The following is a 13,947-nucleotide window of genomic DNA, read 5'->3' as shown; positions in this document are numbered from 1 at the left end:
GGAAGCTCCAGGTTATTGTTCCTGCTTCAACTGTCGCGTCAGGTATACCGAGTAGCCTACCTGGGCCTGGTGGAAGCCGGTGCGCCAGTAGCCTTGCTGCCAGTTGTATTGGTAGCGGAAGAAGAGACGACCGCTGGCTTCGGTTTGGGGACGGAAGCATACCTGCATGAAGAAGCTCTTATAGAAATACCTGGTATCGCCCTTTTTACCCACTTCGTCTTTATAGGTCTCGATGTTGGCTACCTGGGTAAAATAATTGTCGCGCAGGTAATACAGGTTGACGCTTCCGCCGAGTGAATAGGTATAGCGCTCGTCTGTCATGAGCTCCCAGCATATTTTAACCGGCATGAACGAAAATGTATTGACACCGAAATCTTTGGCGAACCCGGTCCTGGCAACCTGGTTGTCGCTAAACTCCTGCAGGGAGTCGCGGATCGCCACCCGGCCGTAGCGGAACCCGAAGTTGAGATAGAGCATGGATTTAGACGAGGGTATATCCAGCATGGCAATGTTCACGTCGGCACCGGCGCTAAAATTTTCGAAGCGTTTTAATTCCAGGGTAGACGTGAATTTTACCGGGTTGTATTGGTTGTTCGTAAACTGGTCGCGGTAGTCGAGCAGCAGGTGTTTGTTGTTCTCCTCGATCTTGGACTTCATCACGAAAGGCGTAATAAATTGAAACAACCCGAGGTTGGTCCGGGTGCTGTGGGGCACGCGGATGCGGCCGGTGCGGATGTTCAATCTTTTTTCCAGCTCCAATTGGATCAACCCGTTCGGACTTTCCTGGTCGAAGCCGACGAAGTCGCTGAACGTCTTCAGCTCGAACAGCTTGGAGGTGGTTTCCTTGTTGAGCGTAATGCTGCGCTTGGGATCGGTCTTGAAGTCCATCGTAATAACCTGGTTGGCCGGGCTGTAGTCGCGGCGGCCCACGGCATGTTTCTGTTCGTACCGGTCGATGACGTCGGTGAGGGGAATGGAATACGTGATCTGGTTCCGGTCTGCAAACAGTTTTGCATACTGCAGGTAGTGGTAATCCTTTTTGGAGGCGAACCCGATGGCGAAGTTGTTCTGGAACTGGAGGGAGTCCCCCTCGCCGGCCATCACTTTGATGTTTTCGATGAACCCTTCGTTGAACTCGATCTCCACATTGTTGATCGTAAGCTCATTCGTGCCCTGCGCAGATTCTTTCTGTACCAGCGCCCGTCGCAGCGCCCGCTTGGCCGGCCGGCGCCGTAAACCACCCACGATCGACGTACCGCTTTTTACGGTATACCGTCTGCGACGAAACCATCCTCCACGCTCCTGGTCTACCGAAATGGTCACGTCATCTCCCGAATTGTAAATAAGCTCGGAGATCTCTTTGATCAGCTGCGGCCCGGTGGAGCTCCACGCGGCATCGATCTCCTTCCGCTTGCTTTCGTAATTTTGCACTGTCAACTCGTTCAGCAAGGTGGTGATCTTGTCGATCTCCGCCTGCACCTTTTGGGGATATACCGCCATGCCGATCGCCAGTTTCCGGGTTTGGATATCCGCCTGTAACTGGATCAGCCGCTCGCGGAGCCCGATAAGATCTTTCAAGCTTCCCGGAACCTGCTTTTGATCCTGCCGATCCTTGCGGATAGCGCTTTTGAGCCTTGCGTTTATCACCGCGCGGGTCACAAAATATTGTGTGGGGTGTACTTTACTCCGGAAGAACAGCTCACCCGCCAACGGTCTGAAATCAAAAGACTCCAATGTAATTTCTCCGCCCTGAAAATATATAAAGATGGATTCCGGCCGCACGTTGCCAATATGCCGGGTATACTTCGTAAGATCCTGGGTTGAATCCTTTGCCTTTTCCATTTTCATGACCTCGTCAAACGCCGACGCAAACTGACTTTTGAACGACTCCAGGTTGTTGGGCCTGATCGTAAAGACCTTCTTGATCTCAGGGTCGCCGTCTTTCTGCAGGGTATACTCGTAGGCCTGATGACCGATAATGCGCGCGCTGATGGAATAGTCGGGTACCGGGCTCAGATCGTGCGCCGGCAGATCGACGGGAAATCGTTGCTCCCTTTTTACCTGGCCTACAACGGTATGGCCGCTGAGCACGGCGGCCAGCAGGAACAGGAGGTATATTTTTTTCATGGATTTTTTGTCAGGAGGAACTGAAGGTGATCAAACCCGGCGGCGGCCATGTCAAAGTCGCCTGTAAGCGTGTCCGCGCTGTATGAGATCAGGTCATGCAGCGGCGTTACGACCGTTCTGTCGGTCGTCGTCAGGTTCGCGTTCACCCGGAAGCCGGTGCCATCGTGGATCCCGTTTCCGGAGAGGAACCGGAAGGCGTCGGTGCCGTCGAACTCAAACCGAAAATGTCCGTTGTATTCTATATATCCGCTCACCCGACCGACGGCCATCCGCCCGTCGTCTTTTGTCGCGCTATACGTGCCTGTATAGTAGCCCCGTTCCTGTACCTGATCTTCGGGCGGACCGCCGGCGTCGAGCACGATCAATTCCACATTGCGAAGGGCCAATACGGTTTGGTAAGCACCGCCCAGCACGAGCGTATCCAACAGATCCGGCACAGATCGCCGCCGGGTTACCACGAGACCTTCCGACAGCTGCAATGAATCGGTATACAACCTGACCAGGTAGGCCAGCGGCGCACGCTCCTCCTGTGCCTCCCGCTCGACCACCACGCGGCTGCTGAAAGATCTCGGCGGAACGTCGGTTGTGGTGGCAATCTCCTGGCTTACGATAAACCGGGCCACCCCGGCATATACCTTGGTGACCGTTATCGCCTCGGGGCCGGTGATCTCATGATCATCGATATAAAGATCCTTCGCGACCTCACAGCCGCATACCAAAAGAAAACCGGCGACGACAAACAATGTTGTTTTCATGGCAGGGTTGGTAAAATAAAAAAAGTCCACCTATCGCCACGATTGTCTCGCGGCTGAATAGATGGACTCTATAGATCGAAAATATGGAAGCGCAGCGAGTTTTACAAGGATTCTTGTTAACTAAATTTTACCGCAACAAATCATGTTTACCTGACACGTATCGATACGCCCGGAAGCGTGCCGGTTATTTTTAAATAACGCTACCGGTTCCTATATTTATAGTTAGAGCCCATCTATAACTCCACTAACAACAGTGAAGTCATAGATGGGCTTTTTTTATTTCCCCCAAACCATTAACTACAAATTTTATGAGAATTACCATTGCCATTCCAGGAGCTGAAGGAAAATCCGAAGCCCTGCGCGACACGCCGCGTACCAACCACTTCATCGGCCATCTGCAAACCAACAAGATCAAGGACCTGCTGAAGTGCGACGTTGCCTGCGTGCGATCGTTCGACCGCCTGGCCCCGGCAGAAAAGTTGTCGGCCCGGCTGGCGTTTGAAAAGAAACCGCAGGAGGTGTTGATCTAGGTGAACACCTCGCAGAAACCCGACACCGAATACTGGAACGAGCACGCCTGAGCGTGGGCACAATATTTTATGCCCACGTTCAAACACTCACATCTCCATGAACAATCTCTTCAGAGGACTTATTGCCGGCTACGGCGCCAAAAAGCTCGGCGGTGGCTGCCTGGGTACGATCGTTGTTTTTATTATCATCTGGGTTGCCCTGGGACAGTGTAGCTAGCTTCGTATATTACGCCCCATGAACATGAAGGGGACGATCTTTTGCATCCTGGCGCTGCTCCTGGCAGGCGGCGCTGCGTGCGCGCAGGAAAAGAAAACCGCAGCGCGGCCGAATGTTATCTTTATCCTGTCGGACGACCATGCCTACCAGGCCATCAGCGCGTATGGCAGTAAACTGACGAAGACGCCGAACATCGATCGTATCGCGAACGGCGGCGCGCTGCTGTATAACAACGTGGTGACCAACTCCATCTGCGGTCCGAGCCGGGCGGTATTGCTCACGGGCAAGTACAGCCACCGGAACGGCTACAAGCTGAACGAGCGCGGCTTTGACATCGCGCAGCCGGTCTTTCCCGAGCAGCTGCAGAAGAACGGCTATCAAACCGCCTGGATCGGCAAGATGCACCTCGGCGCCCTGCCCCACGGCTTTGATTACCTGCACGTGCTGCCGGGACAGGGTTCGTATTACAACCCGGACTTCATCAACAGCAACAACGAGAAAGAAACGTATACCGGTTACGTTACGGATATCATCACGCAGCTGTCCAAAGCGTGGCTGGACAAACGCGACCGCTCCAAACCGTTCTTCCTGGTAGTCGGCCATAAGGCTACGCACCGCGAGTGGCTGCCGGCCATCGAAGACCTGGGCGCTTATGACGATGTGACGTTTCCGATCCCCGCGTCGTTCTACGACGACTATAAAAACCGCATTGCCGCGCAAAAGCAGGATATGACGATCGACAGCACGATGGTGCTGAAGACGGACCTGAAGGTGCACGTCGACTACGACAGCACAGGCAAGGCGCGGCAGTATAATCCCTACACACGGTTTACGCCCGAGCAGAAAGCTGCCTTTTACAACTACTACGAGAAGAAGGTTAGCAAAGAGTTCGACGAGAAAAAACTGACGGGCAAGGCGCTGGAAGAATGGAAATACCAGCGGTACCTGCGCGACTACCTGTCTACGGCAAATTCACTGGACCGCAACATCGGCCGCCTGCTGGATTACCTGGATCAAACCGGGCTATCGGAAAACACGGTCGTGATCTATGCTTCCGACCAGGGATTTTACCTGGGCGAGCACGGCTGGTTCGACAAGCGGTTTATTTACGAAGAGTCGCTGAAGACACCGTTTGTGATCCGTTACCCGGGAGTGATCAAACCGGGGACGAAGGTAGACCGGCTGATTTCGAATGTAGACTGGGCGCCGACGATACTCGACATTACGGGCACAACGGTGCCCGATGAAATGCAGGGTGAATCGTTCCTGCCGATCCTTACCGGCAAGCAGGTGCCGTGGCGAACGGCGGCGTATTACCACTACTATGAATATCCGCGTCCGCACCGGGTGGCGCCGCACTTCGGCATCCGCACGGAACAGTATACCTTGGCGCGGTTTTATGGCCCCGACGATTTCTGGGAGCTGTACGACATCCGCCAGGACCCGCACAACCTGAACAACATTTACGGCCAGAAGGGTTACGAAAAGGTTACGGCGGCCCTGCTGAAAGAGCTGCGCGCGCAGATACTGAAGTATCAGGACGACGAGGCGCTGAAGCTGCTGGAGCAAGCCCCTGCGACCGCGCGACCGGCCAAATAACCGCCGATATTTCCGCCATAGCCGGGCAAGGATTCCTGTCCGGCGGCTGGAAACAATTATAGCCCCGAAGGGGCGTTACAACTTCGAGGTACGCACAAGCCGGAATTGTTACGCCCTTTCAGGGCTAGGTCCGGAAAATATAAATCCCGTCACATGGTTTTATAACAGGATCTCAGTTTTATAACTGTATCACAGCTTTATAGCAGCATCTCAGCTTTATAGCAGTATCCCAGCTTTATAGCAGCATTCAGCTTTATAGCAGTATCCCAGCTTTATAGCAGTATCCCAGTTTTATAGCAGTATCCTAGCTTTATAGCAGTATCTCAGCCTTTTTCTATTTTATTCGCTGCGCAATGAATTTACCGGATTGGCATGTGCCGCGCGCAGCGCCTGCGTACTGACAATGATCAACGCGAAGATCAGTGACACGATACCCGTTAACGGGAATACCCACCAGCCGATCGATGTGCGGATAGTATAACGTTCGAGGTACATCGTCAGCAGCCACCACGCGAGCGGCGAGGAGATTGTAAAGGCTATGATGACCAGTACCGAAAAGTCGCGCGAGATCATCTGCACCAGGCTCGGCACGCTGGCGCCAAGCACTTTGCGGATGCCGATCTCTTTCGTGCGCTGCTCGGCGGTGAACGACGCGAGACCGAACAATCCCAGGCCGGTGATCAGAATGGTAAGTGTGGCAAAGATGCTGGCCAGCTGGCTGGTGAGGTTGATCGTGGTGAACTTCTTCTGAAATTCGACGTCGGCAAACCGATACTCGAACGGATACGCCGGAGCATGTTTTTCAAACACGGCCTTCACCACATTGATCGATGCCTGGAGATCGTTTGTTTTCTTGAGCCGTACGCTGACCGCGTCGATCCACTCGGGATCGAGAATGGCAAACATGGGCTTGACCGGCTCGTTGGGTGACCCCATCAATACATTGTCTACCACACCGATGAGCGTGCGTTTTTTGCCCCACAGATCGAGCTCGGTGCCAAGGATGGGATCTTTCAGGTTCATTAGCTCCAGGGCCGCTTTGTTGATGATGATGGCGGAGGTATCGCTCTTGAAGTCTTCCGAAAACTCGCGCCCCTCGAGGATCCTGATGCCCATGGTCTTGGCCCAGTCATACTCGGTGGCAATGGTGGTAAAGATGACGCGCAGCTCTTCCGGCTTTCCGGGCCATCCCAGGAAGTTATTGGAGTTGATATCGGTAATGGCACTGTTCGATTTTGTCACGGCCTCGACCGCGCCCGACGCCAGCAGGTCCAGCTTGATGGCTTTGTAATTCTTTGATACTTCATTGGTATAATTTATGGCCATGAGGTTCTCCTGGTCATACCCCAGCGTACGCCCCTTCAGGAGTTGGATCTGCTGGTATATCACCAGGGTGCCGATGATGAGCAGGATCGAGAAACCAAATTGCAGCGTGACCAGGATCTTGCGCGGCAAGCTGGCCCCTTTGCCGGCGGTGGGCTTGCCTTTCAGCACCTTTACCGGTTGAAAAGAGGAGAGATAGAACGCGGGATAGCTGCCCGCTACCAATCCGGTCACAAAAATAAGTCCGAGGGAGAACAGCCAGAACCGGCTTGTCAGGTACCCGATGACCAGCTTTTTCTCGACCATGTCGTTGTAGTAAGGCAACAGCAGCTGCGCCAGGAGTACCGCTATGACAAACGCGATGAACGAAATGAAGGTGGACTCGCCGATGAACTGCAGTACGAGCTCGCGCCGGCGCGAACCGATACTTTTGCGGATGCCCACTTCGCGGGCCCGTCGCTCCGACCGGGCCGTGGCCAGGTTCATGAAATTTATACAGGCGATGATGAGAATAAAGATGGCGATAATAGTAAAGAGCTGCACGTACTCGATCATGCCGCCCGTTTCCACGCCATTGTCAAACGACGAATGCAACCGCCAGTGCAGCAGGGGGTATAAAAACAACTCGGGTTTCGTATCTTTTTCGCCGTGCTCCTGTAACATCATCTTCACGCGGCTTTCGACGGCGGCATGGTGCGCGGGGTCGTCCAGCTCGACAAATACCTGGAAGGAATAGTTGCCCCAGTTGGTGGTGTTCTCGCGCACCCAGTTGTTGATCTGCTCGCGAAATTTCCAGGGGAGTATAAAATCAAACTGGAAGGTGGAATTGGTGGGAAGGTTGCGTAGTACGCCGCTGACTTTTACGTCTTGTTCGTTGTCGAGGCGGATGACTTTATTGATGGGGTCTTCGTCGCCGAACAACGCTTTGGCCGTGGCTTCGGTGATCACGATGGACCGCGGATCGGCCATGACCTGGTCTGCCTGGCCGACCAGCAGCGGAAACTCGAACATCTGCAGGAAGTCTTCGCCTACCCAGTATCCCCGCTTGGTGAGCCGGGTCTCTCCCACCGTCAGCAAGTGATCGCCGCCCCAGTCGGTGACGGCGGCGCGTTTGATGTGGCTGTCGGCCGCGCGCATGCCTTCGTAGGTAGGCAGCGGCACGGAGGTCCACGATTGGACCTTGCCGTCAAATTTGGCGTTGGCCCACACCTGGTATAACCGGTCGGCTTTCGGCAGGAACCGGTCGTAGGACACCTCGTCATACACCCATAGCAGGATGAGGATACTACACGTTATACCAATGGAAAGGCCGGCAATATTGATAAAGGAATAGAACCCGTTCTTGAGCAGGTTTCGCAGGGTGACGAGGAAGTAGTTCTTGAACATAACCTAGGCTTTGGATAAAGACTACCGTTGGTTGCAAAAGGTAACGCGAAACGGGAACTTTATTTTCGGGTGTTCGGGGTGTTCGTTAGCGGGCGGGGGTTTGGGGGGCGAAGGCGCTGCCATACGGGGGCACCGGTCTCACCCGAAACGGGCTAAGACCGGCGCCAGTCGTCAGTGCAGGGCTACGCCCCTACACACTTACAGATCTGATATCGTCAGCCCCGTAACTGGCGCCGGTGTTAGCGCCCAGCGAAGCGCAGGCGCGCCACCGGTGCCCCGTATGGCGGCAGTCTCCCGACTGCCTTGAGAAATGCCAGCGATGAAACACCCTGCCACGGCTTCGACAAAGAGACTCAAATCAGAATAACGTTCATCAGCCCGGGCAATCCTGCATACGTCACAGCGCTACTGTATAGGTAATGTTCGGGTTGTGAGACTATTCCAGCCTCAACCGGATTATTATGAATGTATCCCATTCGTTGATACAGCTTTTCTTCCGTGTTCAGTTCTATAGGATGACTATGCCGCTGCCAAAACTGGTACCGCTCATTATCTTTATTGAACTTCCCTTCTTTTTCAAATAACCACATCAGTAAATCCCTACGACTTTCCTGCGGATTATTTTTGATAGCATTGATAATGCTCGTCGCTGTGTATTTTTTTATATCCCGTACAATATCCTGAAGTTCAGGTCTGCCTCGACGGGCGAGGATCAGGTGGACATGGCTGCTCATGATACAGTAGGCGTAGAGCTCCAGACCTTTGTTTTCCTGACAGTAACGAAGGCTATCTAAGAATATATCCTTGTACTCCTGACGAATGAAAATGTCGAGCCAATAAATTGTAGTAAAGGTTACAAAGTAGACGGCCTCCTGATCCTGGAATTTATATTTGCGACTCATGTGCTAACGGGGTTATACTGACAGTGCGATGAAGTTAGTGAATAGTTTGTACAAAGGGTGATTTGTCGGCGTTTTTTGCTTTGTGTTTTTTGGGGTAATTGGTTTACAACAAGGCGGTCAGGAGACCGCCACCATACGGGGCACCGGTCTCGCCCGAAACCTGCCTGCCGGCAGGCGGGCTAAGACCGGCGCCAGTCGTCAGTGCAGGGCTACGCCCCTACTCCCTCCCTATAACTGGCACTCACAGATCTGATATCGTCACGTAACTGGCGCCGGTGTTTAGCGCCCAACGAAGCACAGGCGCGCCACCGGTGCCTTGTATGGCGGCGGTCTCCTGACCGCCCTCCACACCCTACGCCCACACCCATCCCGCGACTGGCGACAGCCATCACTATAAATCAGATATAGTCAGCTCTTTCTGTTCGCGGTGGGCGTATTGCTTTAACAGGATGTCTACGCCGCCCTTCACTAAATCGGTATCCGCTTCGACTGAGATCTGTTTCTCTTCGCCGGGCATGAGGGTGATGTAATTTTCGGTCATGATCACGGGGAGCACTCGTTCCTGCGTATTTTGTTTTGCCAGGCGAAGACGATTTCCAAAGGCTACCGTCCGGGAATTGTTCTTTATTGTCAGTTGCAGCGTCACGCTTTCGGCGTGGACTTCTTTTGCGCGCAGCGTGCACGTCAGGTCTGCGGCGGGGAGTGTATTGAGCGGTGTGTAATCCAGGTCTTTTTCGCCGTTGCGCCAGTAGAAATTGTCGGAGAGCAGGGTGCCTTTGCTGTCAGTCAACTCCAATTTGATGAAGTGTAGCGGGGTCATGTCCTGGCTGGACCGGTCTTGTCCATATACTTCCAGCTCATAGAGGGAATAGCCGAATTGCGTGGCACGTTTGATACCTTGCATGCGGACGTAGCGGGTCGATACGGGCCTGATGGCGATCTCTTCGGTGCCGCCTTTGCCATCGGTGGTGGTGTATACGGTTTTCCAGGTTTGGGCGTCGTTGGAGATCTCGAGCTTATATTCTTTCGCGCAGGCTACCTCCCATTTTAAGACCACGGTCTGGATCTTTTGTTTTTGACCGAGATCAACGTAGAGCCACTGCCCATCGCTGTAGTCGCTTTCCCAGCGGCTGCCGGCGCCGGCGTCTGCCGCCAGGGCGGCCGGTTGAATGGCCGACGATGCCATCATGGTTTTGCCATAGGCCAGGTTATACGGGTTGAAGTTTAAGGTGAAGGCTTCGGTGATGTTGCTGGAGGCTACGTCGACGGTGGCTTGTTTCCGGAACTGCGTTACTTCCCTGCCCTGCAGGTTGTAGACGGTGGCTTTGGCGGTGGCGCCTTTCAGATCGGCCGCCGTGGTGTTGACGGCTTTTATACTATTGCTCGAGGCGTTCCACTGGATATGCAGCGGCTCGCAGGCTTTCCGGGCGCCCCAGTAGGCCCCCGTGGCGTCGTAGTAATAATCGTAGGTCTGCCATACGAAGGACGGATACGCCGACTGGCTCATCCAGATCAGCAAGCCGGAGGCGTCGTTCCACATCTTGTCGTTCCAGGCTTCGTACATGCCTTTCATCACTTCGATGTTGATGAACTGCGCTTTTTCGCAGAACGCTTCCAGTCCTGCCGACGCGCCGAACTGTGTGTTTACGGCCGTCTTATAGTTTACCGGGTTGGCGTTTGACGCTTCTTTTCCGAAGTAATGTTTGTTCCAGACGTTGTCGTCTTCTTTCTGCAGCTGCTCGTCGGTGGGCAACGGCCACAGCTTGTCGGGCGGGATAAACTTCACAACGCTCTCATACGTGGGGAAGGTGGCCGTGCCGATCTCGGAGCGCAGACCATAGCCGCGGTCGGAGCCGTAGGGATACGGTGGATTGTTCCAGGCCAGGTTGCTGCCCGATGTCTCGAAGTGATGCTTCGGCGGCTGATTGCCCCACCAGCCACTGCCCGACAGCCCGTCCTGGTTGGACGATGATTTATACATCCGGTCGTTGTGATCTTCTTCGGCCACGAGGGTGCGCAGGTAGTTGTCCAGCGCGGGCTTGGGATGTGTTTCGTTGGCTCCGCACCACAACGCGATGCTAGGGTGGTTGCGCAGGCGGCGGACTTTGTCGAGGGCGTTGGCTTTAAAGTCTTCGTCATTGGCCACGTCGTTGTAGGCCACGTACAACCAAAAGTCGTCCCATACCATGATGCCGTGCTTGTCGCAATAGTCGTAAAACGCATCGTCGGTCACGCAGCCCGTCCAGAGGCGGATGACGTTGTAATGCATGTCTTTGTGCAGCTTCACCTTTGTTTCGTATTCTTTACCGTGGCAACGCAGCAGGTATTCGTCCATGCCCCAGTTGCCGCCTTTCAGGAAGATCTTCTGGCCATTGATGTAAAAGGTCATGACCGGCCAGCCGGCGGCATTCTTCGTGAACTGATATTCGTATTTCTTGATCCCGAACGTGATGTCTTTTATATCGGAGGTTTTCCCGTCTACCGAGCAGGTCAATGTACAGGTATACAGGTTGGGATCGCCGTAGCCGTTGGGCCACCACAGTTTGGGATTGCGCACGATGAGCTGCGCGAACTCCTTCCGATCGATGTATACCGTGGCCGTGGCCCGCGCATCGATGGTCACCTTCTTTGTAAATTCTATGTTGCCGGGCTGGATGACGCCGGCGAGTGTCACCTCTTTCTTCGACGTCGCGGAGTTTTTGATAACGGACGACACGCTGAGGTATGCGAATTCATTCGACTCCAGTTGCGAGCGTACCCACGGGTCTTGCAGGGTTACGTCGCCGGTGACGGTGAGGTATACATTGCCGGTGATGCCTGCCAGGCGGCCCGGTACGTAGGGCATCCAATCCCAGCTTGCCGCCGAGAGGTAGGTGGGGCTGGCGGTTACGCCAAAGCCTTCTTTATCGGTACGACGCTTCTTCTGATCGGCGTCGGTGATCAGGACAGCAATGGCATTCCTGCCCGGATCGCGGACCAAGTCGGTTACGTCGTACTTTGTGCGAAGCATGTGGCCGCTGACGTCTTTCGTCGAGGTCCTTGTGCCGGATAGTTTCACGCCGTTGAAATAGAAATCGGCATAGCGGTTGGTGTTGTCGAAATGCAGCCACACGCGGCCGCGTTTTACAAACGACGGCGGCAGCGCGAACTCGGTACGATACCAGAAGGGCCGGTTGTAGAATGTCTCGTCTACCTTCCAGATGTTGTCGGCATAGTTGGGATCGGGCACTTTGCCGGCCTCCACATAGGCCGTGAATACTACGCCGGGGACGACGCCTTTTACAGGGGCGGGAAACTTATAGCCCGGGGTTGAAATCTCGGTACCTGTTTTTTGTATGTCGGCTTGGGGAGTAAGCTGCCATTCTACGTCGGCGCTGTTAAGCGGAATCGTTTCGGTTTGCGCATGTACAATGAATGACAGCAGGGCGAAGACCATGCTCAGAAGGTGGCGGCAGGATGTGTGCATGACGGAAATGGCTGGAAGGCGTCGTTTTAGTTAATCGTTTTAGCAAATGACGCGAGTTTTGGGATGGAATGCAACGATGTTGGGGGATTTTAGGGAAGATGGTGGGTGTGGGCGAGCACACGAGGCAGTGTGAGCGTGGAGTGTAAGCGCGGAAAGGCAGTGAGGATTGCTGTTACCGGTGGGCTTTAATGGTCGTTTGTAGGGCGACCGCGGGTCGGGAGACCCGCTTCGTGCGTGTACTAATCATGCTGGGTCCAAGTCTCCGCTCCGAGACGGAGCTAAGACTTGAACCAGATCCGCACGTAGTAGGGGCTTCGCCCCTACTAACCGATTTTTAGCGTTGTGCGGCAGCCTCTGGCGCCAGTGTAATGCATAGCCCAGCTAATGCGACGGCTTCCGCAACGCCGAGTCTATGCTAACCGGCTGGCCGAAGTCGGGTCGGCCGTTGGCTTGCCAGGTGAAGGGTTGCAGGCGCGGGGAGCGGCGGTGGTCGCAGCCCTGGCCGGGGCCGGTGTTGGCATGATACAAGAGCCAGTGTTCTTTGCCGTCGGCGGATTGGACGAAGGCGTTGTGGCCGGTGGCGTAGACGTTGTGGGCGGGTGATTGCTGAAAGACGGGCGTGGGCAGCTTGGTCCAGGCGCGTGGGTCCAGCAGGTTGGCGGTGGTGTTGGCGGCCAGCATGCCGAGGGCGTATTCGTCGGCCCAGCAGGCGCTGGCGGAGTAGACGATGAACAGCTCGTTTTTTTTACCGGCCAGGAATTCGGGGCCTTCGAGGATCTGGCGTCCGCCGAACTTTTCCCAGGGCTGTGTGGGTGCGGCGATGATGGCTTGCGTGCCTTCGAGCGTCCAGGGATCCTTCATCCTGGCGATGACGAGCACGCTTTGCGGCCCTACGTATGCCGAATATAAAAAGTACCGCGTGCCACGGTGCTCGAAGACGGAGCCGTCGAGGCCGGAATGTTCGGTATTGACCTTGCCTTTGTCTGTCCACGTGCCTTGCAGCGGGTCGGCGGAGGCATTTTCCAGCACGAATACATAGCGGTTGGCATCACCGTCGTTGGCTTTGTCGGTGGCAGTGTAGTATATATACCACTTGTTGTCGAGGAAATGCAGCTCGGGGGCCCAGATGGCTTTGGAGTTTGCGCCGGCCGCCGGTGGGGTCCACACGGTTTGGGGTGTGACGTCTTTCAGGGCTGTCAGGTCTTTTGTTTTCCAGAGGGCGATGCGGTTGCCGAGGGTGTGGGTGTAGTAATAATGGCCTTCGTGGTAGACCGCCCACGGGTCGGCCCCGGAGGGGAGAATGGGGTTGGTGAAGGTTTGGGTCTGTGCCGATGAATGTAGCGCGCAGGTTAGGAAGAGTATGGTGAGGATTAGGCGATTGTTCATGCTGTTCGTTTTATAAATCTTGACTGTGGTCGGAGTGGACATGAGAGTATATAGTTTCGCAGGTTACGACGTTACCGTGGGGCAGTCAGGAGACTGCCCCCATGCCAGGTCCGAGTCTCCGCCCCGCGGCGGGGCTAAGACTCGAACCAGTGTGTTGTAGGGGGCCGGCCCCGGCCCCAGTGTGTTAATACACAAACCCCACACGGCCCCCCCCCGCTGAAAACCCGCAAAATAAAAAACCACGCGATAGCGGGGA

Annotated in this window: 8 protein-coding genes; 2 read left to right on the top strand and 6 right to left on the bottom strand. The window is 54.9% G+C overall.

The window, feature by feature from the left end; genetic code table 11:
• Nucleotides 1–12 precede the first annotated feature (12 nt).
• Together KK078_RS28180 and KK078_RS28175 are read right to left on the bottom strand one after the other, a co-directional pair.
• Nucleotides 13–2,127: a hypothetical protein gene (locus KK078_RS28180; protein ID WP_254093864.1), complete on the bottom strand. Its 2,115-nt coding sequence runs from the start codon at nt 2,125–2,127 to the stop codon at nt 13–15.
• Nucleotides 2,124–2,882 (bottom strand): hypothetical protein, encoded by a 759-nt coding sequence (locus KK078_RS28175; RefSeq protein ID WP_254093862.1) that lies wholly within the window; start codon nt 2,880–2,882, stop codon nt 2,124–2,126. Before KK078_RS28175 ends, KK078_RS28180 begins: the two co-directional genes overlap by 4 nt.
• A 308-nt stretch (nt 2,883–3,190) precedes the next feature.
• Here KK078_RS28175 and KK078_RS28170 point away from each other — a divergent pair, with 308 nt between their 5' ends.
• On the top strand, nt 3,191–3,412 hold the full coding sequence (locus KK078_RS28170; RefSeq protein ID WP_254093860.1) for a type III PLP-dependent enzyme domain-containing protein: 222 nt from the start codon (nt 3,191–3,193) through the stop codon (nt 3,410–3,412).
• A 241-nt stretch (nt 3,413–3,653) separates the two neighbouring features.
• Entirely contained in the window at nt 3,654–5,228 is a 1,575-nt protein-coding gene (locus KK078_RS28165; protein ID WP_254093897.1) for a sulfatase family protein, read from the top strand.
• A gap of 339 nt (nt 5,229–5,567) precedes the next feature.
• Here the strand turns inward: KK078_RS28165 and KK078_RS28160 are convergent, their stop codons facing one another.
• The 4 genes from KK078_RS28160 to KK078_RS28145 all read right to left on the bottom strand — a co-directional run bounded on the left by KK078_RS28160 (nt 5,568) and on the right by KK078_RS28145 (nt 13,691).
• Entirely contained in the window at nt 5,568–7,937 is a 2,370-nt protein-coding gene (locus KK078_RS28160) for an ABC transporter permease (protein ID WP_254093858.1), read from the bottom strand.
• A gap of 353 nt (nt 7,938–8,290) precedes the next feature.
• On the bottom strand, nt 8,291–8,839 hold the full coding sequence (locus KK078_RS28155) for an REP-associated tyrosine transposase (RefSeq protein ID WP_254093856.1): 549 nt from the start codon (nt 8,837–8,839) through the stop codon (nt 8,291–8,293).
• Nucleotides 8,840–9,230: 391 nt separating this feature from the next.
• The gene (locus KK078_RS28150; protein WP_254093846.1) at nt 9,231–12,305 is read right to left on the bottom strand and encodes a galactose-binding domain-containing protein; all 3,075 of its coding nucleotides are present in this window, start codon (nt 12,303–12,305) and stop codon (nt 9,231–9,233) included.
• Nucleotides 12,306–12,686: 381 nt separating this feature from the next.
• The gene (locus KK078_RS28145; RefSeq protein WP_254093844.1) at nt 12,687–13,691 is read right to left on the bottom strand and encodes a glycoside hydrolase family 43 protein; all 1,005 of its coding nucleotides are present in this window, start codon (nt 13,689–13,691) and stop codon (nt 12,687–12,689) included.
• Between the last annotated feature and the right edge of the window lie 256 nt (nt 13,692–13,947).

The sequence above is a fragment of the Dawidia soli genome, assembly GCF_018598185.1.
Lineage (GTDB): Bacteria > Bacteroidota > Bacteroidia > Cytophagales > Cyclobacteriaceae > Ohtaekwangia > Ohtaekwangia soli.
This window is presented reverse-complemented; position numbering and strand designations above follow the sequence as displayed.

Bases quoted from the DNA above. Each gene is read 5' to 3' on its own strand.
- KK078_RS28180 (WP_254093864.1), bottom strand. From the start codon at position 2,127: ATGAAAAAAATATACCTCCTGTTCCTGCTGGCCGCCGTGCTCAGCGGC.
- KK078_RS28175 (WP_254093862.1), bottom strand. From the start codon at position 2,882: ATGAAAACAACATTGTTTGTCGTCGCCGGTTTTCTTTTGGTATGCGGC.
- KK078_RS28170 (WP_254093860.1), top strand. From the start codon at position 3,191: ATGAGAATTACCATTGCCATTCCAGGAGCTGAAGGAAAATCCGAAGCC.
- KK078_RS28165 (WP_254093897.1), top strand. From the start codon at position 3,654: ATGAAGGGGACGATCTTTTGCATCCTGGCGCTGCTCCTGGCAGGCGGC.
- KK078_RS28160 (WP_254093858.1), bottom strand. From the start codon at position 7,937: ATGTTCAAGAACTACTTCCTCGTCACCCTGCGAAACCTGCTCAAGAAC.
- KK078_RS28155 (WP_254093856.1), bottom strand. From the start codon at position 8,839: ATGAGTCGCAAATATAAATTCCAGGATCAGGAGGCCGTCTACTTTGTA.
- KK078_RS28150 (WP_254093846.1), bottom strand. From the start codon at position 12,305: ATGCACACATCCTGCCGCCACCTTCTGAGCATGGTCTTCGCCCTGCTG.
- KK078_RS28145 (WP_254093844.1), bottom strand. From the start codon at position 13,691: ATGAACAATCGCCTAATCCTCACCATACTCTTCCTAACCTGCGCGCTA.